The 23,671-nt window shown below is 33.0% G+C and carries 21 protein-coding genes; 10 read left to right on the top strand and 11 right to left on the bottom strand.

What is annotated here, in order from left to right:
• Positions 1–189: 189 nt before the first annotated feature.
• Positions 190–2,655 carry a GumC family protein gene (locus tag ABYI63_RS13525; RefSeq protein ID WP_372756967.1) on the bottom strand — a complete coding sequence of 822 codons (2,466 nt, stop codon included), beginning with the start codon at positions 2,653–2,655 and terminating at the stop codon, positions 190–192.
• Positions 2,656–2,661: 6 nt separating this feature from the next.
• Positions 2,662–3,432 carry a polysaccharide biosynthesis/export family protein gene (locus ABYI63_RS13520; protein WP_372756966.1) on the bottom strand — a complete coding sequence of 257 codons (771 nt, stop codon included), beginning with the start codon at positions 3,430–3,432 and terminating at the stop codon, positions 2,662–2,664.
• Between the two features lie 103 nt (positions 3,433–3,535).
• On the opposite strand from ABYI63_RS13520, the gene ABYI63_RS13515 reads away from it, so the two are divergent.
• Together ABYI63_RS13515 and ABYI63_RS13510 are read left to right on the top strand one after the other, a co-directional pair.
• Complete coding sequence (locus tag ABYI63_RS13515; protein WP_372756965.1) at positions 3,536–5,398, top strand: ABC-F family ATP-binding cassette domain-containing protein; 1,863 nt, start codon at positions 3,536–3,538, stop codon at positions 5,396–5,398.
• On the top strand, positions 5,399–6,172 hold the full coding sequence (locus ABYI63_RS13510; protein ID WP_372756963.1) for an O-methyltransferase: 774 nt from the start codon (positions 5,399–5,401) through the stop codon (positions 6,170–6,172).
• 287 nt (positions 6,173–6,459) lie between these two features.
• On the opposite strand, the gene ABYI63_RS13505 is transcribed toward ABYI63_RS13510, so the two are convergent.
• Together ABYI63_RS13505 and ABYI63_RS13500 are read right to left on the bottom strand one after the other, a co-directional pair.
• Positions 6,460–6,903: an OmpA family protein gene (locus ABYI63_RS13505; protein ID WP_372756961.1), complete on the bottom strand. Its 444-nt coding sequence runs from the start codon at positions 6,901–6,903 to the stop codon at positions 6,460–6,462.
• Between the two features lie 10 nt (positions 6,904–6,913).
• A complete protein-coding gene (locus tag ABYI63_RS13500) occupies positions 6,914–8,563 on the bottom strand; it encodes a DUF5723 family protein (RefSeq protein WP_372756960.1) in 1,650 nt (549 codons plus the stop codon).
• 223 nt (positions 8,564–8,786) lie between these two features.
• Here ABYI63_RS13500 and ABYI63_RS13495 point away from each other — a divergent pair, with 223 nt between their 5' ends.
• From ABYI63_RS13495 to ABYI63_RS13475, 5 genes are all read left to right on the top strand, one after another.
• Complete coding sequence (locus tag ABYI63_RS13495; RefSeq protein WP_372756958.1) at positions 8,787–8,948, top strand: hypothetical protein; 162 nt, start codon at positions 8,787–8,789, stop codon at positions 8,946–8,948.
• A 137-nt stretch (positions 8,949–9,085) separates the two neighbouring features.
• Complete coding sequence (locus ABYI63_RS13490) at positions 9,086–9,658, top strand: cob(I)yrinic acid a,c-diamide adenosyltransferase (protein ID WP_372756957.1); 573 nt, start codon at positions 9,086–9,088, stop codon at positions 9,656–9,658.
• Positions 9,659–9,928: 270 nt separating this feature from the next.
• Positions 9,929–10,150 (top strand): DUF2795 domain-containing protein, encoded by a 222-nt coding sequence (locus ABYI63_RS13485; RefSeq protein WP_372756955.1) that lies wholly within the window; start codon positions 9,929–9,931, stop codon positions 10,148–10,150.
• 169 nt (positions 10,151–10,319) lie between these two features.
• A complete protein-coding gene (gene secA, locus ABYI63_RS13480; RefSeq protein ID WP_372756953.1) occupies positions 10,320–13,673 on the top strand; it encodes a preprotein translocase subunit SecA in 3,354 nt (1,117 codons plus the stop codon).
• A 151-nt stretch (positions 13,674–13,824) separates the two neighbouring features.
• Positions 13,825–14,181, top strand: a complete 357-nt coding sequence (locus ABYI63_RS13475) for a hypothetical protein (RefSeq protein ID WP_372756952.1) — start codon at positions 13,825–13,827, stop codon at positions 14,179–14,181.
• Between the two features lie 325 nt (positions 14,182–14,506).
• On the opposite strand, the gene ABYI63_RS13470 is transcribed toward ABYI63_RS13475, so the two are convergent.
• The 4 genes from ABYI63_RS13470 to ABYI63_RS13455 all read right to left on the bottom strand — a co-directional run bounded on the left by ABYI63_RS13470 (position 14,507) and on the right by ABYI63_RS13455 (position 17,169).
• Positions 14,507–14,752: a hypothetical protein gene (locus ABYI63_RS13470; RefSeq protein ID WP_372756950.1), complete on the bottom strand. Its 246-nt coding sequence runs from the start codon at positions 14,750–14,752 to the stop codon at positions 14,507–14,509.
• 159 nt (positions 14,753–14,911) lie between these two features.
• Positions 14,912–15,817: a TIGR01777 family oxidoreductase gene (locus ABYI63_RS13465; protein ID WP_372756948.1), complete on the bottom strand. Its 906-nt coding sequence runs from the start codon at positions 15,815–15,817 to the stop codon at positions 14,912–14,914.
• A 135-nt stretch (positions 15,818–15,952) separates the two neighbouring features.
• Positions 15,953–16,681, bottom strand: coding sequence for a tRNA (5-methylaminomethyl-2-thiouridine)(34)-methyltransferase MnmD (gene mnmD, locus ABYI63_RS13460; RefSeq protein WP_372756946.1), 729 nt, complete (start codon positions 16,679–16,681; stop codon positions 15,953–15,955).
• Positions 16,682–16,683: 2 nt separating this feature from the next.
• Positions 16,684–17,169, bottom strand: a complete 486-nt coding sequence (locus tag ABYI63_RS13455) for a DUF4920 domain-containing protein (protein ID WP_372756944.1) — start codon at positions 17,167–17,169, stop codon at positions 16,684–16,686.
• A 94-nt stretch (positions 17,170–17,263) separates the two neighbouring features.
• Here ABYI63_RS13455 and ABYI63_RS13450 point away from each other — a divergent pair, with 94 nt between their 5' ends.
• Entirely contained in the window at positions 17,264–18,328 is a 1,065-nt protein-coding gene (locus ABYI63_RS13450; RefSeq protein WP_372756943.1) for a branched-chain amino acid aminotransferase, read from the top strand.
• 118 nt (positions 18,329–18,446) lie between these two features.
• Here ABYI63_RS13450 and ABYI63_RS13445 read toward each other — a convergent pair whose 3' ends face one another.
• Together ABYI63_RS13445 and ABYI63_RS13440 are read right to left on the bottom strand one after the other, a co-directional pair.
• On the bottom strand, positions 18,447–18,833 hold the full coding sequence (locus ABYI63_RS13445; protein ID WP_372756942.1) for a hypothetical protein: 387 nt from the start codon (positions 18,831–18,833) through the stop codon (positions 18,447–18,449).
• Positions 18,834–19,382: 549 nt separating this feature from the next.
• The gene (locus ABYI63_RS13440) at positions 19,383–21,419 is read right to left on the bottom strand and encodes a dihydrofolate reductase (RefSeq protein WP_372756941.1); all 2,037 of its coding nucleotides are present in this window, start codon (positions 21,417–21,419) and stop codon (positions 19,383–19,385) included.
• A 175-nt stretch (positions 21,420–21,594) separates the two neighbouring features.
• Between ABYI63_RS13440 and ABYI63_RS13435 the strand changes: the two genes are divergently transcribed.
• Positions 21,595–22,635, top strand: a complete 1,041-nt coding sequence (locus ABYI63_RS13435) for a GyrI-like domain-containing protein (RefSeq protein WP_372756940.1) — start codon at positions 21,595–21,597, stop codon at positions 22,633–22,635.
• Complete coding sequence (gene crcB / locus ABYI63_RS13430) at positions 22,636–23,013, top strand: fluoride efflux transporter CrcB (RefSeq protein WP_372756938.1); 378 nt, start codon at positions 22,636–22,638, stop codon at positions 23,011–23,013.
• 43 nt (positions 23,014–23,056) lie between these two features.
• Here the strand turns inward: crcB and ABYI63_RS13425 are convergent, their stop codons facing one another.
• A complete protein-coding gene (locus tag ABYI63_RS13425) occupies positions 23,057–23,662 on the bottom strand; it encodes a DUF1684 domain-containing protein (RefSeq protein ID WP_372756937.1) in 606 nt (201 codons plus the stop codon).
• Between the last annotated feature and the right edge of the window lie 9 nt (positions 23,663–23,671).

Raw genomic sequence — 23,671 nt, 5'->3', positions numbered from 1 at the left:
CTATACTGCGATTTTATATCTCTAGTTGCTAACTGTTTTGCTAAAAAATGAGAACCAAAAAAATCTTTAGCTGTCTCTTTTAATAACTTGCCTATTTTTAAGTTGCTTTCTTTTTGATATACTCTGGTTTCAAGTTGCATTGTTAAGTTTCTAAATTACTTCTATCCCCAAAATCTATTTTTGAGTTATTTACTTATTTTTAAATATCTTTTTTAATTTAACCATCAATCCTTTTTTAGAATGATCATCTTCATGATACCCATTAGCATAATGACCATAACCATAGCCATAACCATAGCCGTAGCCATAACCATATTTCCCTTTTTGGTTGAAATAATTATATAAGAAGCTCATATTTTTAACTTCACCCTTCTCATACTTATCATTAATAAGGTTTAACATACCCTTTTCGGTATAATCTTGTCTAACTACATAAATAGTAGCATCTGTATACTTTAATAATTCAAAAGCATCTGCCACCAAACCAATTGGAGGCGTATCTAACACTATAAAATCATAGGTTTCCTTTAGAGTAGCCATTAAAGTATCTGTTTTTTCGCCAATTAACAACTCTGAGGGATTGGGAGGTATTGGTCCCGATGTTATAACATCTAGATTAGGTACATTGGTTGATTGTACAATTTCTTTAACACCCTTTTGCCCAATTAAGTAATTTACAGCACCTATGTCATTTTTGATTTCGAAATCACCAAAAATTTTTGGTTTTCTTAAATCGAGTCCGACCAATACAGTTTTCTTTCCACTTAAAGCAAATACTGTAGCAATGTTTATGGAACAAAAGGTTTTCCCTTCTCCACTTACCGAAGAGGTAACCATAACTGTTTTTGACTCGTCTGAATTGCGTTTACTGTACATATATTGTAAACTAGACCTAACACCTCTAAATGACTCGGCCACAACCGACTTTGGCTTTAAATGAACCACCAAATTTGTTTCCTCTAAACTGCTTTTACCCACCACTCCTAAAAGGGGTATTTTAGACAAACTTTCTAAAATCTGAGGGCTATGAATCTTCTTATCAAAAAAAGTAATTAAAAAAGCTGCTAATAAAGGTATAAACAAACCTCCTACAACCGCAAATAAATATCTTGAGCTCAATTTTAAGTCTATAGGAATCGCACCTGTATCTTTGGCAGTATCTATGATGACAACATCCGAAACACTTGCCGATTTTATAATGTCGGCTTCCCCTCGTTTCGCTAAAAACACATTATAAGTTTGCTCACTTAAAGCATATTGGCGCTTTATACCTAATAATTTTTGCTGAGCCTTTGGTAACCTTCTAATTTCAGATTCTGCTTCTGCTATTTTAGAATTTATAAGTCTTTGCTCTCTTTTAATCTCATTAGTAGCCGAACTAATATTTTCTAACAAAACAGACTTTATACCTTCTATCTGCCTATTTAAATCATCAAAAATCAAAGCATCCTTTCTAACAGTTGATTCATATTTCGATTTTTGTACCGAAAGCTGATTAATCTTTGCTATATTCCCTAGTATGTTACCTTCGTCTATACCTGCAACAGATGGCGCAGGAACTTCTGTAAAACTATTACTGGTTTCTAAATAGTTTTTTAAACTAGCATAATATGCCAGTTTTCTATTCATGTTATCTTTTTCTAATTCTAAACTTGTAAGTTTACTATTTACTGCTGTACCTTCACCTTCTAAACTATAAATTTTATTTTGTTCTCGATAATTATTTAAAGAATCGGCATTCAAGGTAAGTTGTGTTCTTACCCGTTCTAACTGTGCATCAATAAAGTTAATGGTATTGGTAACAAATTGATTTTTTCTATTTAATTGGTCTTCACTTAAAACTTGAACGGTTTCATTTAAATAATCTACAATTTTACCCTTATTAACATCTACCATACTTAAATTCAATATAGCTGAATTTCTTGGATTATCGATAGACAATCGGTTTTTATAATTGGCAACGATGGCATCAAAATCACTAAATTGAATAAAAAACTCATCACCAGGAATTGCTGTTCTTTTTTCTGCAAGTTCAATAGTTCCATTAAAATAAGGTAGAATTACAGTATCTCCAAAGCTGTATGTTACTTTTACTTCTTGAATGGGAACATCTATTTGAAGCCTTTCTTTTGTTGTAAAATTTTGCGCATTTACAACACTGTTCTCAAAATTAAAAGTTAGTTCGTAGGTGTCTTTATCTAAGAACACAATTTTTACAGGTAGGTTTATTACCTGATTGGTATTAGGAATAAGTTTAACCCTAAAAGGAGCGTCTTTGTAAACATCATCCTTTCTAAAACGTGCTTGTTTTAAATATGAAATATAAAATTGAAGATTGTCAACTACTTTTTCGTGTATAGAACGCGAACTTAGCGAAGTCATTAATGTTTGAACCTTTCCAGACACACCACCCCAATTAAATGTTAAACTGGTAGTTGATGTAAATAATGGGTTCGATTCTTCTTCAATAGAAATTTGAGTACTTAATCGATATGACTGTTGTTTCCTTATGTTTTGTTGATATACTATAAAAACACCTATACCAATAAAAAGTATGTATAACTTCCAATAACTTAAAGCTCTATATAGAAATGCTTTAAAATCAAAAGCAGGTTGAAATTGCGATTCCGATACTTCAAATTCATCATTCATCATAAAAGCTTATAAATTTTTAACTAAAAAATAAGTGGAAACCATAACTGAAAGAATAGAAGAAATAACGGTTACATTTTGGATAGCAGTTTGTCCTGCACCAAGTACTTTTCGCTTCAAAGGTTTAACCAAAATTATATCATTAGGTTGAATATAATAATAGGGCGAATTCATAGCTGTAATATCTGTCAGATCAATGTGATGTATTTTTTGGCCATCAGGATACTGTCGTATTATTAAAACATCTTTCCTGTCTCCAGTTAAATCAATATCCCCGGCATTCGCTAAAGCTTCAATAATATTAACTCTTTCTTGATTCAAAGTATTTACACCTGTACCAACCTCTCCAATGGTAGTATATCGTAATCCTGCTAATTTTACGGTAACAAACAGTTCCGCCGATTCCTTAAAATACTGTGCCAATAATTCTTTTTTAACACGCTCTTCAATTTCTGAAACGGTAAATCCCAAAACATTAATAACACCTAAAATTGGAAATTTAATATTTCCGTGTAAATCCACAGTAAATCCATTAAGATTAGAACTCGCATCACCCACCGGGTTAAAAATTGCCGTAAGCTCATTATCCAAAGCCTTGACACTAATATTTAAAACATCATTAACTTGAACACGATATGGTTTATAAAGCTCCTTAATAGACAGAGAGTCAAGGTTAACCGTACCTTTATCTTGCAAATAAACAACATCTTTATTGGTAATACAGGAAGAACATAAAACACTTATAAACAAGCAAATAAGCAGAAACTTCAGTTTCATCATAGGGGTAATTGATTTAGCACAAATATAACTTTTCATAATGAACAATAAAACTTATAACCGAATTTTTGGTTTTTTATCCGTTCTTTGCATAAAAAATAGCCTTTTGAATTATTTAACTGTTGAAAATATATCGAAATCTTACGGAGAGCTAACCCTTTTCGAAAACATTTCATTTAGCATCCATAAAGACCAGAAAATAGCTTTCGTTGCCAAAAACGGCACAGGAAAAACCTCTATTCTAAACATTATTTCTGGTGAAGATGAAGCCGATTCTGGTACTATAACGTACAGAAATGGAATTGTTGTATCCTTTTTATCCCAAGACCCAAAGTTTGATGAAGCTTTAACGGTTGAAGAAACCATATTTGCGAGCGACAATCCCATTTTAAAAGTTATCCTAGATTACGAGCATGCGCTTTTAAACCCAGAGAACTCTGAGGCTTACCAAAAAGCGTTTGAACAAATGGAGCAATATCAAGCTTGGGATTTTGAAACGCAGTACAAACAAATTCTTTTCAAATTAAAACTTGAAAATTTAAACCAAAAAGTAGGGTCGCTTTCTGGTGGACAAAAAAAACGCCTATCGTTGGCCAATGCCCTAATTAACAAACCCGATTTATTAATCCTTGATGAGCCAACCAACCATTTAGATTTAGAAATGATTGAATGGCTGGAAGCCTTTTTTGCTAAAGAAAACATCACCCTTTTTATGGTAACACACGACCGCTACTTCTTAGAACGTGTGTGTAATGAAATTATAGAGTTAGATGAAGGTCAACTGTATAGCTACAAAGGTAATTACTCCTATTACCTTGAAAAACGTGATGCCCGAATTGAACAAACCGAAGTAGAAACCGGCAAAGCCAAACAACTTTTTAAAAAGGAATTGGAATGGATGCGCCGACAACCTAAAGCGAGAACCACCAAATCGAAATCGAGAATTGACGATTTTCATGATATAAAACACCGTGCGAGCCAACGCAGAAACGACCATGAAGTGCAACTAGAACTTAATATGGAACGTTTAGGCAGTAAAGTCGTCGAATTTCATAAAGTATCAAAAGCATTTAAAGATAAGGTTATTCTTGATGGATTTGAATACCTATTTAAAAACGGGGAACGCGTTGGCATTATTGGGAAAAACGGTACTGGAAAAACCACGTTTTTAAATTTGTTAACCCAAACCACCCAACCAGATTCTGGAAAAGTTATTTTAGGTGAAACCGTAAAGTTTGGTTATTACACTCAAAATGGTATAGACATAAAACCAGAACAAAAAGTTATTGACGTAATTCGAGAATTTGGTGATTATATTCCATTAAAAAAAGGTCGTCAAATTTCCGCTCAACAATTATTAGAACGTTTTCTTTTCAGCAGAAAAAAGCAATACGATTTTGTTGAAAAATTAAGTGGTGGAGAGCGTAAACGTTTGTATTTATGCACCGTTTTGATTCAGAATCCTAATTTTTTAATTCTAGATGAACCTACCAACGATTTAGACATTGTAACCCTGAATGTTTTAGAAAGCTTCTTAATGGATTTTCCCGGATGCGTAATTGTGGTGTCGCACGACCGTTATTTTATGGATAAAGTAGTCGATCATCTTTTTGTGTTTAGAGGCGATGGTGTTATTGAAGATTTCCCTGGAAATTATACCGATTTCAGAATTTACGACGATAGTCAACCAACAATTTCTAATACTACAGAAGAGAAAAAAGAAAAAAATGCCTGGAAGAAAACGGAAGAAAAAAAACTATCATTTAATGAAGAAAAGGAACTTAAAAACATTGAAAGTAAATTAAATTCATTAGCATACGATAAAAAAGAGTTGGAAGCTAAATTTCATAATCCCGATTTAACGCCCGATGAAATCACAAAACTTTCAGAAGCATTACAGAAAATAATTGATGATATGGACGCAAAAGAAGAACGCTGGATGGAATTACAAGAAAAGTTACTTGGTTAAATGTTCTATCAAACAATTCAATACATAAAATTCATTCTAAAATCCACCAACCAACACGGTGTGCATTCACCTTTTGTTTACAATTTAGTTACCAAGTGTTTTTACGACAAAACAGTCCACACAGCCTATAATAACATATTTGTTTACAAAAAAAATCTGCGTAAAAACAATACCAAAATTACGTTCACCGATTTAGGCGCAGGTTCCTTAATTTCTAAAGAAAAGCAACGTCTTATTTCTGAAATTGCTAAAAACGCTGGTACAACTAAAAAAAGATCAAAACTTTTATATAGACTTACCTCCTATTTTAATTTTACAAGCATATTAGAGTTAGGCACCTCATTAGGTATTAGCACCCATGCAATGCACTTAGGAAATCCCAACGCCTCTATTACTACTATTGAAGGCTGCCCAAATATTTCGGGGTTTACAAAAGCTAATCTTGAAAATAATTTATCAAAAAATATAAATCTTGTTACTGGAGATATTTCTGAAGTAATAAAAAACCTAACATCCAATACCTACGACCTTATTTTCTTTGACGGAAACCACAAAAAGGAAGCGACTTTAAATTATTTTGAAACTTTATTAAAAACAACTCACAACGATTCTGTTTTTATTTTTGATGATATTTATTGGTCGGAAGGCATGACGGAAGCTTGGAAAATCATTAAACAACATCCAAAAGTTACGGTGACTATTGATACTTTTTTCTGGGGATTTGTTTTTTTTAGAAGAGAACAGGTTAAAGAACATTTCACCATTAGGGTTTAGTCTGTATTTCTTGCGCAGTCAGTAATTTATTTAGAAGTTTTCTCTTTCCTAAAATACTAATCATAAATCATTAAGAGTAATTCTCTAGTTTGCTGTAATACATCCCTAACCCGCCTCATTCAAAAAATTTATCAGAACCTGAACATGGTTAATTTTAAACTACTTGATTTCTAAATATTTGAGATTTTAATAATAATAAATTTTCAAATCTTCATCTTCACGGAAATGCAAAAAAAAATCCCAGAGCGTTAACTCTAGGATTTTAATTTTATAAATTTAAGTTCTTATTACTTAACTAAATTGATTTCAACTCGTCGGTTTTCTGCCTGACCTGCTTTTGTTGCATTATCTGCCATTGGTTTGCTTTCACCAAATCCCTTGGAAGTTAATCTACTTGACGAAACACCTTTTTCAATTAAATAATTCATAACAGCACTTGCTCTTTCTTCTGAAAGTTTTTGATTTGAAGCATCATTGCCAACACTATCAGTATGTCCCTCTATTGAAAATTTAGCATTCGGATATTGCCCAAGAATTGCCACAATTTCATTTAAAACACCATTTGAAACCGACTTAATAGTCGATTTTCCTGAATCAAACAAAATAGTTTTCGCATAAGCATTTAGAGATTTTTGAATTTCAACAGTCACTTCAGGAGTGATAACTTCAGGGCAACCATTGTTTGCAACTGTTCCTGGAACATCAATACAATTATCGTCCTTATCGAACACACCATCATTATCAGAAGCTTACACAAGGACACCCGTTGTTTTCTTTAGGACCCGCAACCTGAGGACATGCATCTTCATTATCTAAAACACCATCGGAGTCTTTATCTCCCCAAGGACATCCTTTATTTTCTTTAGGGCCAGCTATTTCAGGGCAAACGTCTTCATTATCTAATACACCGTCCTGATCCTTGTCTCCCCAAGGGCATCCATTATTTTCAATAGGACCAGCTACTTTAGGGCATCCATCTAATTTATCAATAACCCCATCACCATCTTTATCTTTAGTTCTTCCTTGGTAAACAGGTATTTTTATACCAGCATACACATCAGCGCCTTTACTATCATCTCCACCTAACACAGTAAGCACCGAACCTGAACCAATATATAATGGTCCTGCTCTTAAACCAGCACCAGCTTGAAATCCGTTATTTTCTACCATACTAAGTGGCACGTAAAAACTAAACCATTTGCTTTCAAAACGAGGCGTTAAGGAAACAATATTTGAAATACGGCTTGCATTTTCTTTGCCTTTAGCAATAAGTGAAAAATCTGTGTTTAAATTAACATACAATTTACTTGTAAAACTCCAATCGGCATTAACATGAAGCGCTGTTGGCAATTTAGTTTTGTACCCAATTTGAGAGTTTGTAAGTGTATATAAGTTATTTAAAACATTATTTAAATCTTCCTCATCTTCAATATCTTGTTCGCTTACATCGTTTGTAATATCAAAAGTTTCTTCTAAACCTTCTTTATAATTAATTGAGCCTATATCGGTAATAGATACCCCTAATTTTAATTTGTATTTATTCTTATCTTTCCTCGTATAAGAATTACCATCCGCATTCGTTTCTGTATAATTAGCGTAATTTGGTCTCCATTCGTAAACAAAACCTAAATCGGCGCCAAAACCACTTGCGTCAGGAAGTTCATAATCATAATTATCATTATCAAATTCTGCAAAACGCCCATAAGACAATGTTCCTGTGGATATTAAACGACCTGTAGTCTCTCCGCTTGGTAACAAAATAACGCCATCAGCATCATAATCTACAGTAACATTTTTGCCATGAACGTAACCACTTCCTGCTCCTTTTAAATATTTTAACGTAAGACCTCCTTTTAAAAAGTGCTGCTCTTTATTCATTAATACTCTAGCATAGGTTAATCCAAATTCGGCCCAACCTTGACCAAACATACTAAAATCACCTTCGTTTATGTTAAAATCATCTGAAGTATCATCGTCAATGGCATCAATTGTATTTCCATTTACCTCATTAACATTAACCATAGAACGCCCTCTAACAAAAATGGCTAAGGAACTTTTTTTATTTAAATTAAACATGAATGCAGGCCCCATAATATCAGAATTTAAGGCTACATTATTATCGGTAGAAGGATATTTATTTGCATCTAAATCAAAGTCATAATCCTCTTTTAAGGCATCCATAACGTTAAGTCCATAATAATCGTTTCCCGCAAATGCACTAGCACCCATAATATTAATATCCGTTTTAAAACGAGAATCTGTAATATTGGCAGGATTGGAAATAACACTATTAACACCACTGTAATTGTCCGTAAGAAAACCCACGTAAGACTGAGCTTGTAAGTAAACAGAACTCACAATTAAAATTAATGAGAATGTAATTTTTTTCATAATTATTGATTTGGTTTATATTTCACATAATACAAATGTATTTTTTTTCTTATACAACAAACAAATAAACCGCTACTATTAGACAAAGAGCTTTATATTATATTTACTTTTCAGTAAAACCTTATTTATTTTCAGAATTCACTAACAACATTAATCTTTGTTTTGTTTTAAATTCATTTCTTGTTTTTAATTTTTTATTTTTATAAGATTCAATAAACTTGTAATGTTTCTTTATTTAATTATTATATTGGTACTGTTTGCTATTGTTATCTGGAATAATAACAGAAACAGAGAAAAACTAAAAAAACGAAGCAAAAACAGAAAAAGCTATAGAGCTAATTATTATGAACGGAAGAAAGAAATTGAAAAAGAAAAAGAACAATAATTTCTTTACAAACTTTCAACTTTTTACTTTTAACTTTTTAACTTCGTAACATGAATTGAGGATTGTAGATTTGTGTAAATTAACTAACACATTCAATAACAAATTACAATCAAGCTCAAAATATTTATAAAAATTAAATGAAAATTTATACTAAGACGGGCGATAAAGGAACCACTGCATTATTTGGTGGCACACGTGTACCCAAACACCATATTAGAATTGAAAGCTATGGTACTATTGACGAGTTAAACTCCCATTTAGGGTTAATTCGAGATCAGGATATAGATACGCATTACAAAGACGTTCTAATTAACATACAGGACAAGTTGTTTACTGTAGGGGCTATTTTAGCTACTCCTGCCGACAAAGCAATTTTAAAAAATGGTAAGGAACGTTTGAATATTCCTAAAATTTCTTCGGAAGATATTGAACTCTTAGAAAAAGAAATAGATTGTATGAACGATGCTTTACCTCCAATGACTCATTTTGTACTTCCTGGTGGGCATCAAACGGTGTCATTCTGTCACATTGCTCGTTGTGTTTGCCGCAGAGCCGAGCGTTTAACCGTTGCTTTAAGTGACATTGAAGTTATAGACGACCGCACTATTATGTACCTAAACCGCCTTTCTGACTATCTTTTTGTGTTGGCACGAAAGTTGACTCATGACTTGAAAGCTGACGAAGTTAAGTGGATTCCTGAAAAGGAGTAAAAGCTCAAAACAAGAAAAAGCCTTATTGCGAGAAACAAAGTAATAATGTTTGTTGAGTTTGCGTTAGGGATTGAGGCATTGTAGGAGCTCCTCGCAGAGAGCGACTGCCGAAAGCCCGACCCTTGTGGTAACGCCCAAACAAAATACTTAATATCAGCTATTTGCTTAGTAAAACTGTACGTTCATAAAAATAATAATTAAATAATTCATTTTTTCCTTGCGTGTTTAAACTAAAAATTTATTTTTGCACAAAATTAAAACACACAAGAAATGTATTGGACTTTAGAATTAGCATCGTATTTAAGTGATGCGCCTTGGCCAGCCACAAAGGACGAGTTGATAGATTACGCTATTAGAACTGGTACACCTTTGGAAGTTGTTGAAAATTTACAGTCTATTGAAGACGAAGGTGATGCTTACGACTCTATAGAAGAAATTTGGTCTGATTATCCAACAGATGAAGATTACCTTTGGAATGAGGATGAATATTAATAAAGCATAAAGAAAAGTTAAAAAGTCTCGGGTTGAGGCTTTTTTTTTGTCCTAAATCTTTATAAAACATATAACAAAATGTATCTTTGATTGCTTATTTCAAGTATCAAAATAAAAACAATATAACCACTAGGATGTTTCCTAGTTAACACATAACATATAAACACGCATGAGTTTTTTAAATTCTGTACTTAAAGTATTTGTTGGCGACAAATCTAAACAAGACGTTAAAGCCATCACCCCTATTGTAAATAAAATTAGAGCTTTTGAAGCAAGCTTGGAAGGCTTGTCCAACGATGAATTAAGAGCTAAAACAGCCCAATTCAAGGCTCTTATTGCCGAAGCTATAAAACCGATAAACGACCAAATAGCAAAACTTCTTGAAGAATCTGAAAACACGGAAGATATTGACAGACGTGAAGATATTTATCTAGATATAGACAAACTTAAAGATGAAGCTTACCAAAAAACAGAAACTGTTTTAAACGATATTTTACCTGAAGCTTTTGCGGTGGTTAAAGAAACTGCAAAGCGTTTTGCCAACAACACATCGCTTACGGTTACTGCAAGTTCTTATGATAGAGAATTATCGGGTACCAAAGATTATATCACTTTAGATGACGACAAAGCTATTTGGGCAAACTCTTGGGATGCCGCAGGCAAACCCATTACTTGGGATATGGTACACTACGATGTGCAACTTATAGGTGGTATAGCCATGCACCAAGGTAAAATTGCAGAGATGCAAACTGGTGAGGGTAAAACTTTAGTGGCTACATTGCCAATGTACTTAAATGCACTTGCTGGAAAAGGTGTGCATTTAGTAACTGTAAATGATTACTTAGCAAAACGTGATAGTGCTTGGATGGCGCCTATTTTTCAGTTTCATGGGTTAACGGTTGATTGTATTGATTACCACCAACCAAACTCTGAAGCACGTAAAAAAGCTTACAATGCCGATATTACATATGGTACAAATAACGAATTTGGTTTCGATTATTTACGTGATAACATGGCGCATTCACCAAACGATTTAGTACAACGTCCACACCATTATGCTATTGTGGATGAGGTGGATTCGGTATTAGTTGATGATGCCCGTACACCTTTAATTATTTCTGGACCGATTCCACAGGGTGAACGTCATGAATTTAATGAATTAAAACCAAAAGTTGATGATATTGTTGCAGTACAACGCAAGTATTTAACTGGTGTTTTAGCAGAAGCTAAAAAATTAATTACTGCCGGCGATACCAAAGAAGGTGGTTTTCTATTACTACGTGCGTACCGTGGTATGCCTAAAAACAAAGCACTTATTAAATTTTTAAGTGAGGAAGGTGTAAAACAACTACTTCAAAAAACTGAAAACCATTATATGCAGGACAACAACCGTGAAATGCCATTGGTTGATGCAGAATTGTACTATGTTATTGAAGAAAAAAATAATCAAATTGAATTAACAGATAAAGGTGTTGAATACATCTCTGGAAAAGATAACCCAGACTTTTTCATACTTCCTGAAATTGGATTAGAGATTGCTAAAATTGAGAACAAGAATTTACCTTTAGCTGAAGAAGCGAAGCTAAAAGAAGAATTATACAAAGATTTTGGTGTAAAATCGGAACGCATACACACACTTAATCAACTACTTAAAGCGTACGCTTTATTTGAAAAAGACATTCAGTATGTTGTAATTGACAATAAAGTAATGATTGTTGATGAGCAAACGGGCCGTATTATGGATGGTCGTCGTTATTCTGACGGCTTACACCAAGCTATTGAAGCGAAAGAAAACGTAAAAATTGAAGACGCTACCCAAACATTTGCAACAGTAACCCTTCAAAATTACTTTAGAATGTACCGCAAACTTTCGGGTATGACAGGTACTGCGGTTACTGAAGCTGGTGAGTTTTGGGAAATTTACAAATTGGATGTTGTTGAAATTCCAACCAACCGACCTATAGCACGTAACGATCAGGAAGATTTAGTTTATAAAACAAAACGTGAAAAATACAACGCTGTTATTGAAGAAGTAACGAAACTATCATTAGCAGGTCGTCCGGTTTTAATTGGAACAACATCGGTAGAAATAAGTGAATTACTTGGTAAAATGCTTACCATCAGAAAAATTCCGCACAACGTATTAAACGCTAAACTTCATAAAAAAGAAGCCGATATTGTTGCAGAAGCAGGTCAACCTGGGCAAGTAACAATCGCAACCAATATGGCTGGTCGTGGTACCGACATTAAGCTAACCGATGAAGTTAAAAAAGCTGGAGGTTTAGCCATTGTAGGTACCGAGCGTCACGATTCGCGTCGTGTAGATAGACAATTACGTGGTCGTGCTGGTCGACAAGGAGATCCGGGAAGTTCACAATTTTATGTGTCTTTAGAAGATAACTTAATGCGTCTATTTGGTAGCGAGCGAATTGCAAAAATGATGGATAGAATGGGGTTGAAAGAAGGTGAAGTAATTCAACATTCTATGATTTCAAAATCTATTGAACGCGCACAGAAAAAAGTTGAAGAAAACAACTTTGGAGTTCGTAAGCGTTTGTTGGAATATGATGATGTTATGAATGCGCAACGTGAGGTGGTTTACAAACGTCGTCACCACGCCCTATTCGGGGAACGCTTGAGAGTGGATTTAGCTAACATGATATTCGATACTACGGAAGGTATTGTTGATACTAATAAAGCCGCAAACGATTTTAAAAATTTTGAGTTTGAATTGATTCGCTATTTTTCAATGAGTTCGCCAATTACTGAAGCTGAATTTGGAAAATTATCTAATCAAGATATCACAGGAAAAATTTACCGTGCCGCTTTCGATCATTATAAAGAAAAAATGACTAGAAATGCCGATTTGGCTTTCCCTGTTATTAAAAATGTATACGAAACACAACGAGATAAATTCAAACGTATCGTAGTACCTTTTACTGATGGTATCAAAACATTAAATGTTGTTACCGATCTTGAAAAAGCTTATGAAACCAATGGTAAACAATTAATTACCGATTTTGAAAAAAATATCACCTTAGCCATTATAGATGATGCTTGGAAAACGCATTTACGTAAAATGGATGAGTTAAAACAATCGGTACAATTAGCTGTTCACGAACAAAAAGACCCGCTACTTATTTATAAGTTTGAAGCATTTGAATTGTTTAAAGCCATGATTGATGAGGTGAATAAAGATGTAATTTCATTCTTATTTAAAGGAGAATTACCTCAGGAAACTCAAAACACTATTCAGGAAGCCAGAGAACGTAAACAAGAAAAGCTGAATGTGGAGAAAGAGGAAATTCCTAATTTGGATGAACGTTCTGCTCAAAATAGAGCTGCAGGACAAACCCAGCAACAACAACATGTAGTTGAAACCATTGTGCGTGATAAACCAAAAATTGGGCGTAACGACCAAGTTACTATCAAAAACGTTATTACTGCCGAAAATAAAACCCTTAAATACAAACAAGCAGAACCATTATTAGCTAAAGGCGATTGGGTTTTAGTTGAAGATTAACCAAATTTCTGCGAAAGCGAAAATCTAGCAATACCAAAATCCCGATAGGTTTCTATCGGGATTTTATTTTTTAGCAACTTTGTTTTGTTTGAAAAATTAATTAGCTTCGTTTACCGACCGATAGAGTTAAGTGATTTCTAGCATTAATGAAATGAATACATTCAAAATTTTTAAACCAAAAAAAAACAATTCCATTTTTAATATTGATTGGATTATTTCCCTATCATTTGTCATATCGCTTTTGTCTGTTTTTTTAGTTGACTATTTTGAAAAATTATTACCTGATAAAATATCTGCAATTACTACTGGCTTTTTAATTCTTCTCTTAATAACAATTATTATAATTCAACTGATTAGCAATTTCCTTTACATTCCATTAAACGGCGAATTTGATGGAGAAATCACTTTCAACTCAGACGCTATTATTTTAGGAAAAAATATCTATCCTATTTCTAATATTAAAAAAATTCATGTCTTTATAAGTGATTACAAAGGAATGAGCTTGTAGTATCGGAGTACTTTAAAACCCAAATTACAGCAAGGGGTAAAAAATTCTATAAAAATTGAATTAAATTCTGGTGAAGCCTTATCAGTAAATTTTCTTCAATCTTACAAAAACGAATTTCAAGAATCCGCAGAATATTTAAAAAACTATCATTTAAAAGGAAAAATTCACTTTTTACATTTGATTGAGTTATTAGGAATAACTAATTATGATGAAATTCAAAATTTAAAGAGTGAATTGAACAAAAGCCATATCTTTAATTAAACAAAAAGCAAAAAAACCGACAATCATGTCGGTTTCTTTTCCCAAATCCAATATATAACTAAACCTAATCTTTAATAGTTATTTCTGTTTTTTTCTTTCCGTTTTTGGTTGAGAACTCCACGCCATCACCATCAACTTTAAGGGATGTTCCATTGGTTTCCTCAGTTTTAGGAGCTTCAACCGGTTTTTCAATTACAACTGTTTCCGTTTTAGCTTTATCTTCCCTACAACTGGTAAAAGCTAAAAATAACATTAAAACTAAAATGCTCAAACTTAAAATATTCCCGGTTTTCAATATGCTTTTCTTCATCTTATTAATTGTTTGATTAATATAAGTGCAAGATACAATCAAGTAACAGATTTAAAATTACAAGAATTTCAATTTAAGTTATAGAATTTCCATTTGAAGTAATACTTTACTCAAAAAAGGGTATTACAAAACCCATAGTGAAGCTGAAAAAAATCAATATTACTTTAGTAAATGTTCCAGGCAGGGTTGTAAATGATGATGTTTAAAGTTAAAGCCTTCATCTTCAATTTTTTTAGAACTTACACGCTGACTCTCAAACAGAACGGTATGCATTTCTCCTAATACTAATTTCATTACGAATTTTGGAATATTAGGCAAAAATAATGGTTTATCTAAAACCGTAGCAATGGTTTTTGTTAACTCCTGATTAGTTACAGGATTTGGAGACACAGCATTATAAACACCCTCCAAACGATTGTTTAAAATGTATACAAATAGTTTTGATAAATCATTTATATGAATCCATGATTGCCATTGTTTCCCTGTTCCAAAAGCAGCCCCCAAACCTAATTTAATAGGTTTCATCATTTCAACAAGTGCACCACCTTTATTTGATAACACCAAACCAATTCTAACCTTTGATACTATTATATTTTGCTTAGCAAAGGCATCCACTTCCTGTTCCCAAACATGAACTACTTCACTTAAAAATGAAGTGTTTGAGGTTTTAAAAGTTTCATCATAATAATTCGTATTCGAATCTGGATAAACCCCAATAGCGCTTGCAGAGACAACCTGTTTTACATTGTGTTTTATGTTTAACAACGTATTAACTAATAATTGGGTTGGATTTATTCGGCTTGATAAAATTTCGGCTTTATATGCAGTCGTCCAACGCTTCGCAACTGTAGCACCTGCTAAATGAATAACAGCATTTACACCATCAAAACAACGAACATCAATATCATGTTTTTTAGGATTCCAATAAAATCCTTGGTAATTCTGCTTGTTTTTAATTTTGGATTTACTTGTTGTTAAGTAATTTACTTCAATGTTATTCTTTAAACAAAGTTTTACAATCTCATTGCCTACCAATCCTGTCGCACCTGTAATTAAAACTTTCATACTTAATTTTTAATTAAAGTTACGAAATGAAACCACGGTTTCCTTTCAATTTATGGAAGGTTTAACAAATCAATGTTATTCTAAAAAAAACCAATGAATGCCCCCAGCCTTCAATTGTTAACCATTAAAAGACAACTAAAACTGTTTAGTTGCTCTCAGCATTTCACGTTTTCCTGGTGGTCCCGGAAGTTTTTCTACTAGAAAACCAACAGCTTGCATGGCTCTACGTACACTTCCTTTTGCTGCATAGGTAACCAAAACGCCATGTTCCTGCAAGGCATTGTACATTTTTTGAAATACAGGTTCTGTCCATAATTCGGGTTGAACACGAGCTCCAAAGGCATCGAAATAGATGATATTAAAAACCTCTACTTCATTTATTTCTGAAAAGAATCGTTTTTGCTTTGTTAATGAAAAATATTTGGATATTTCATGCTGTTCATCCCAAGAAACTTCATGCATTCTTTTAAAAAGCAACTCCTTTTTATTTGCTTCTAATTGTGTTGGATAATTAAGTTGTAACACTTCATTCATCGCTACAGGATAACCCTCAACACCAAAATAATTAACGAGTATGCTTAGTTTTTCAGCTTCCAATAAAGTTATGAAGGCATTTAAACCAGTACCAAACCCTATTTCTAAAATAGATACTTCACTTTTGGAAAAACCCTCAGTCTTCTGAACTGCGGTGGAAGTCATATTTTTAGATGCCTCTGAACCATTACAAAAATGATGTAACCCATGTTTTATAAACACATGATACGCTTCTTGAATAGCCCCGTGCTTGGAATGGTATTGCTCATCCCATTCTGGTAAATGAATCGTTGAAGATCCATCGGCAGTAATTACAACTTCTCTTTCCAAACTTATTGTACTAATAATACGCCATCTGCTTCAAAAGACAAAGTTCTTTTCGGCACGGTTATACTCGCTATTTCTTCTGCAGATTTCCCCGCATCTTCTGCGTAGTGACGTTGTTCTTCCACTGAAACTTCTTCAACAAAAGCGCTACCATTTATAATAACATAGTTTCCAGCAATATCCTTGGGCATAAAAAAAGCATAGTCTTTAAATTTTACCATAACTTCATTCCCATCTTCTAAATCTAAACGCATCCAACAACCTTTAGCTTGACAAACACTATTAACTTTAGCCATAACTTTGGTAGTAATTGTATCACCAACTTGTATTATTTTGTATTTTGACGCTAAGGTTGAAACATTCACAGCATCATCAGATATTATTTCTTTACCAAAAGACTTGTTAACAGTCTCATCTGTTTGAGCCCCTAATTTTTGTTTGCTAGAAATAAACATAAATAAACAAACACATACAAATAATACATTCTTCATAGTTAAATTTTAGATTTTTAAACGATTTGTTGTAAATATAGGGCTTTTTTAAAAACGATTTTACTTAAATTTGTGACATAAAATAAAGAAATTTATGAGCGCAATAATCAATGATATAGAGATTATAAAAACGAAAACTACTAAGATTAACGAGGTAGATTTTGACAACTTAACATTTGGAAAAGTATTTTCAGACCATATGCTTGAATGCGATTTTAAAGACGGCGCATGGCAAACTCCTAAAGTAGTGCCTTACCATGCTATTAGTTTAGATCCTTCGGCTAAGATTTTTCACTACGGGCAATCGGTTTTTGAAGGTATGAAAGCATATAAAGATGCCAATGAAGATGTCTGGTTATTTCGTCCGTTAGAAAATTTCAAACGCTTAAATATTTCTTCAAAACGATTAGCTATTCCTGAATTACCAGAAAATTATTTCATGGAAGGATTAAAGGCCTTGTTAGAAGTTGATAAAGACTGGATTCCTAAAAAGGAAGGTAGTTCATTATACATTCGTCCATTTATTTTTGCTTCTGGAAATGGCTTTCATGCATCGCCAGCCGATGCTTATAAATTCATTATTTGTACAGCTCCATCTGGATCTTATTTTTCAGGCAAAGTAAAAGTATTAATTGAAGAAACGTATTCACGATCTGCTAATGGCGGTGTTGGTTATGCCAAAGCTGGCGGAAACTATGCTGGGCAATTTTACCCAACACAATTGGCTGTTGAAAAAGGCTACCAACAAGTAATCTGGACGGATGACACCAACCATGAGTATATTGAAGAGGCTGGCGCCATGAATATTTTTGTACGTATTAATGACACTTTAGTGACTGGGCCTACGAGCGATAGAATTTTAGATGGTATAACGCGTAAAAGTATTATTGATATTGCTAAGGCCGAAGGCATTCCTGTTGAAGTTAGAAAAATATCTGTAAAGGAAGTGGTTGAAGCAGCTAAAAATGGTAGCTTAAAAGAGATGTTTGGTGCTGGAACTGCAGCGGTTATCTCCCCTATTTCAGGTTTTGGCTATAAAGATACTGATTATGAATTACCTGAATTAACTGACACCTACGCAGATAAATTAAAGAAAATTATTACCGATATACAAACTAACAAATCTGAAGATCCATTTGGATGGAGGTATAAATTATAAATATCATACCTAATTACATTAGGACTTAAAAAAAAGAGAAGCTCAATACTTCTCTTTTTTTTGTTTCTATTTAAACAATCTTAGCCAATTATTACGATTCTGAAAATGAGTACAGAACTTATTTATCTAGTATGGATTGAATATTTGGTTTAAAATAATTTGGTCCTTTTAGCACTTTTCCATCTTCTCTATAAATCGGGTTGCCATCTTCGCCTAATTTACTCATATTACTGCGCTGTATTTCTTCAAATACTTCTTCTATTTTATATTGCATGCCATGCTCTATAATCGTGCCACATAAAATGTATAACATATCTCCTAAAGCATCTGCCACTTCAACCAAATCGTTATTATTAGCCGCTTCTAGATATTCCTCATTCTCCTCTTTCATTAAATTATAACGAAGCGTATTTTTATCTGTTCCTAAATTAGCTTTAAGTGTTTCGCTGTGTCCTAATTTAAATGCAGAATGAAATGCTTTTACCGCTTCTAACTTATTTTTCATAAATAATTATATTTTTGCCGTTTTCTTGCAGAAAGAAATCTGTTTATTATTCTTGAAATCCCAATTCCCTGCAAGAAAGAATCTCATGATTATTAATTAAATTTGCATAAAAATAAACATATGTTTAGTAAAGGTCAAATCATTTTCGGAGTTTTATTTTTTATAGTTTTCTCCATTATTATAGCTTACACCTACCGAAAGGATTTAAAGTTACATAAACGATTTTATTCTGGTAGTATTTGGGTTTTAATTGCTTTTATAGGTTTTATTCTATTTATTGCTGCAATTAAATTCCTTCTTTAAAAACCTCATTTACAACAACATACTTACAGATTTCATTTTCAGTTAAATATTATTAATATTTTAACGCAACCATTTTTATAATGTGGTATCTAATAAATAACTAATCAAAAAAAAGACCGCATGAAAATTCTAATTATCATTAGCGCCCTAATTGTTATCAATCTCATCCTATTAGTTTTTAGTGTAAATAAAAAAACAGAACCTTAATAAAGATTCTGTTTTTTTATTTTTTTCAAATCGTATTAATTAATTTACTTCCGGTAAAAAATTATAGCGTTTGCTATAATCAAGCATTTGACCGGCAAATGTTTTTGGTTGAACTACCTTAACATCAATAATATCTCCTGCCTCATTCATTTTAGCTTCTAAAACTGGATTTACAAATCCTGAATATGGTGCAGATTTAAATTGCTTATTACGTTCCAATACTTCCGCATGAAGTTTTTGGTCTACTTTCACACCGTATCCTTCTACCAGAGCCTCAACAGCCTTAAAATCACCTTCAGATTTAATACGTTGAGTTTCTCTTAATAAATCTCCAAAAAGCTTACGTAATTTTACATAATCAGTAATGTTGTAATAAGTTTTTCCACCTCTTGTTATCTTTTCAATGACGTTATCCGCTTTTCCTTTTTCAAAAACCCAAGCAGAAACCCATTGTCTGTTTCTCATGTGCGCTTCTTCAACGTCGTCACCCAAGTTTAAACGAATTAATTGCATCAACAATCCATTTCGAATATAATCATTATAGGCCGCTTTACCAGTTTTTTCCCAATCATCAACCAAACCTAATTCTTGAATTTTACTATCATACAAATAATAAAGGGCTACTAAATCGGCACGACCTTCCTCTAATGTAGATGCATAATTTTTTAAAGTTTCTTTAGTTTCACCTACACCAGGGTTTAATTGACCTGAAGCATGTCCTACAACTTCATGTAAAGCTGTATGTAATTTATCTGCTAGTTTACTGTATTTCTCTTCAAGTTCTAATTCTTCAGCATCATTAGCAAACTCTTTTAATCGTTCAGATCCCCCTGCATTATTATAAGCGTCAACAATATTTCCTAAAGACACTGATTTGCTACCAACAGCTGCACGAATCCAGTTTGCATTTGGCAAGTTAACACCTATTGGGGTACTTGGGGAAGCATCACCTGCTTCACCTGCTACATTCACCGTTTTATAAGACACACCAACAACATTTTTCTTTTTATGTGCATCCATTAAAGGCGAATTATCTTCAAACCATTGTGCATTATCTGATAATACTGCCATCTTTTTAGACATATCAAAATCTTTAATTTGCACGATAGTTTCGTAGGAACCTCTATAACCTAATGGATCGTTATACACTTCAATAAAACTATTTATATAATCTATATTCCCTTCGGTGGCAGCTGTCCAAGCAACATTATAATCATCCCAAGTTTGTAAATCCCCCGTTTTATAATAAGAAATTAACAACCCTAAAGCGTTAGCTTGCTTTTCATTTTCTGCGACACCTTTTGCTAGCTCCAACCATTTTATGATTTCATCAATAGCAGAACCATATAACCCTCCAGATTTATATACCCGTTCCTTCAAAACACCATTTTCTTTTACCAATTGAGAATTCAACCCAAATGATAAGGGTTTTGTAGGATCTGGGGATTTTTTAGACGCATAAAATGTTTCTACATCTTTGTTTGTTACACCTTCACCATAAAAATTAACAGCCGATAAAGCAACATTATCAACACCTTTGGCCTGATTTACTTTCTTTAAATCTTCATCATTAAAAATAACATTGAAAGCATCCTCTTCCAATTTTACGTTAGTAGCTGCAAACAGTTCCTTTAAATAATCTGATGAAAACTCTGGTTTAATTTTATCATTTGAATAATGATGATGAATACCGTTACTAAACCAAACGCGCTTTAAATAAGTTTCAAACGCATTCCAATCTTTTGTTGTTTTATCTCCTGTATAGTTGGTATAAACAGTTTCTAAAGCTTTTCTAATTTTAAGGTTGTGTTTATAATTCTGATCCCAAATAATATCTCGACCTGATAAACCAGCTTGTGTTAAATAATATACTAACTTTTTCTCCTTTAAGGTTAAATCATCCCAACCCGGAATTTGGTACCGCAGTACCTTAATATCTGCAAATTGTTCTACATTGTAATCGAACGTGGTCTGTTCAATTTTTGATGTTTGTTGGCTTTCTTTTGATTTGTCTTGACCGCAAGATAGTAATAGGGTACCTACAAAAACAACAGTTAATAGCGCTTTAATCTTCATATTTATTTAATTTGTTGTGAAAATATTTAAATAATCATTCTTAATTATTGATTTTTTTCGTTTAAGCTGTTTTGATTATCGAATATCTATTTTTTAAAGTACAAATGTAATAATTTATTAACGAGAATTTAAAATTGTTTATCTTTGAATTACATTCCCATTTAAAAGATTTAAAATGAAAGTTTTCAAGTACCTAGCCTTTTTATTATTAATTGCCATAATAGGAACTTCTATTTATATTTCAGTTCAACCAAACACGTTTGAGGTAACAAGAACCCGAACCATAAATGCTCCTGCGGAAGTGATTTATGACAATGTAATTGACTTTAAAAATTGGGCCTATTGGTCGGCTTGGGTTGAGAAAAATCCTGAAATGAAAATTACGTTACCTAATAAAACTGAAGGTGTAGGAGGTTCGTATTCTTGGGAAGATAAGGATGGGGTTGGCACGATGGAAACAACCGAAACGATTGAAAATGCACTTATCGTTCAAAAAATGCAATTTGCAGATTACCCTGCATCCGAAATTAATTGGACTTTCAAGAAAAATAAAAATGGCACAACCGATGTTACTTGGACGATTGCCGGTAAAGATTTACCATTTGGATTTAAAGCATACACCATTTTCACTGGTGGTATGGATAAACAAATAGGCCCGTATTACGAACGAAGTCTTGAGAAACTTGAAAGTGCCGTTTTAGAAGAAATGAAAAAATATAGTATTACCGTAAATGGCATTACCAACCATAGTGGCGGTTACTTTTTATACACTACTACATCATGCAAAATCAGTGAACTTGAAAGTAAAATTCAAGATATGTTACCCAAAGTAATTAATTATGCTAAAAAAAACAAAGTTACCATGGCTGGCATGCCATTTGTAAATTATCATACTTGGGATGAAGCCAACAATGCCACCATATTTTCTTGTGGAATCCCTACAGTTGAGCAAGTTATAACTGCTGAGGGAGACGATATCATTACTGGTAAATTTGAAAGTTTTAAAGCCGTAAAAACAACCTTAAAAGGCAATTATAGCCACTTAAAAGAAGCTTGGGAAACTACCAGAAAGTACGTTCCTAAAAATGGATATGAGTTTGCTGAAAATGGGCCGATGCTTGAAACCTATTTGAATAACCCCGAGAACACCGTTAACCCAGCCAATTTAATTACGGAAATTTATATTGCAATTAAAGAAAAGGATACTTTACAATAGATGAAGCAACTGGTATTGGTTTTTTTAGGAGGTGGTTTTGGTAGTGTTCTACGGTATATTATTGGAAAATATTTAAACAATACCGGAACAGGTATTCCTTTCGGTACTTTTACTGCCAATATTCTAGGAAGTCTTTTAATTGGGTTTATATTGGGGTTAGCTGCTAAAAACAACACATTATCTCAAAATCAAACCTTGCTATTGGCTACCGGATTTTGTGGAGGCTTTACAACATTTTCAACCTTTGCTTACGAAAATCATTTGTTTATAAAATCTGGAGATTTTTCAAATTTCGCCATTTATACCATTGCGAGTTTTGTAGTTGGATTTTTAGCCGTGTTTTTAGGAATGTATTTAGTTAAGTTAGTGGAAACATAGGTTAATAGAATTAGAAGGCGCTTCAAAAAACTACAACAAACAACTAATTTTTCTTAAAAGCCTTAACACCAGCCTCAATTCTGGTTTTCAAGTAATTTTCTCTTGGAACTAATGGGCAAGAATATTTCTCGTTATATGCGCAATAAGGATTATAGGCTTTGTTAAAATCAATTTCCATAGTATCACCATTAGGAATTCTGGCATCAATGTAACGCCCGCCACCATAGCTTTCCAATCCGTTGGTTTCATCTAAAAAAGGTAAGAATAAATAGTCTTCAAAACCTGCTTTTGTCATTAAATCCTGCCCTTGATAAATATTAAGCTTGTATGGCTTTCCTTTTATTTCAAACGACAATACACCATAAATTCGTTCTTTTGAAACTCTATCTGTAGTAGTCTTCATATTAAAGAACGCTGTATTTGGTGTTCTCTCTAATGTTGCAGTAACAATATAGGTAGAATCAAATTTAAAAAAATCTAAACCTTCAAATTGCTTTCTATCTTTATCTGTTAAAGGCGAGGTGGTTGCATCCTTATACTCAGCGTTTAACTCCTTTTGAAAATCGGTTTCACCTAAAAGAGGTTGCTTTTTCTGTGCACAATTCGTTAAAGAAATTAATAATACCAAAAAAACTATAAAAGGCTTCATTCTATTTTT

Source organism: Mariniflexile sp., from assembly GCF_041583155.1.
Lineage (GTDB): Bacteria > Bacteroidota > Bacteroidia > Flavobacteriales > Flavobacteriaceae > Mariniflexile.
Note: the sequence above shows the minus strand (reverse complement) of the source record. Positions and strands in the feature narration are given on the sequence as shown.

Coding starts and splice junctions, on each gene's coding strand:
- ABYI63_RS13525 (WP_372756967.1), bottom strand. CDS start 2,655: ATGATGAATGATGAATTTGAAGTATCGGAATCGCAATTTCAACCTGCT.
- ABYI63_RS13520 (WP_372756966.1), bottom strand. CDS start 3,432: ATGATGAAACTGAAGTTTCTGCTTATTTGCTTGTTTATAAGTGTTTTA.
- ABYI63_RS13510 (WP_372756963.1), top strand. CDS start 5,399: ATGTTCTATCAAACAATTCAATACATAAAATTCATTCTAAAATCCACC.
- ABYI63_RS13500 (WP_372756960.1), bottom strand. CDS start 8,563: ATGAAAAAAATTACATTCTCATTAATTTTAATTGTGAGTTCTGTTTAC.
- ABYI63_RS13495 (WP_372756958.1), top strand. CDS start 8,787: ATGTTTCTTTATTTAATTATTATATTGGTACTGTTTGCTATTGTTATC.
- ABYI63_RS13490 (WP_372756957.1), top strand. CDS start 9,086: ATGAAAATTTATACTAAGACGGGCGATAAAGGAACCACTGCATTATTT.
- ABYI63_RS13485 (WP_372756955.1), top strand. CDS start 9,929: ATGTATTGGACTTTAGAATTAGCATCGTATTTAAGTGATGCGCCTTGG.
- secA (WP_372756953.1), top strand. CDS start 10,320: ATGAGTTTTTTAAATTCTGTACTTAAAGTATTTGTTGGCGACAAATCT.
- ABYI63_RS13475 (WP_372756952.1), top strand. CDS start 13,825: ATGAATACATTCAAAATTTTTAAACCAAAAAAAAACAATTCCATTTTT.
- ABYI63_RS13470 (WP_372756950.1), bottom strand. CDS start 14,752: ATGAAGAAAAGCATATTGAAAACCGGGAATATTTTAAGTTTGAGCATT.
- ABYI63_RS13465 (WP_372756948.1), bottom strand. CDS start 15,817: ATGAAAGTTTTAATTACAGGTGCGACAGGATTGGTAGGCAATGAGATT.
- ABYI63_RS13455 (WP_372756944.1), bottom strand. CDS start 17,169: ATGAAGAATGTATTATTTGTATGTGTTTGTTTATTTATGTTTATTTCT.
- ABYI63_RS13450 (WP_372756943.1), top strand. CDS start 17,264: ATGAGCGCAATAATCAATGATATAGAGATTATAAAAACGAAAACTACT.
- ABYI63_RS13445 (WP_372756942.1), bottom strand. CDS start 18,833: ATGAAAAATAAGTTAGAAGCGGTAAAAGCATTTCATTCTGCATTTAAA.
- ABYI63_RS13440 (WP_372756941.1), bottom strand. CDS start 21,419: ATGAAGATTAAAGCGCTATTAACTGTTGTTTTTGTAGGTACCCTATTA.
- ABYI63_RS13435 (WP_372756940.1), top strand. CDS start 21,595: ATGAAAGTTTTCAAGTACCTAGCCTTTTTATTATTAATTGCCATAATA.
- crcB (WP_372756938.1), top strand. CDS start 22,636: ATGAAGCAACTGGTATTGGTTTTTTTAGGAGGTGGTTTTGGTAGTGTT.
- ABYI63_RS13425 (WP_372756937.1), bottom strand. CDS start 23,662: ATGAAGCCTTTTATAGTTTTTTTGGTATTATTAATTTCTTTAACGAAT.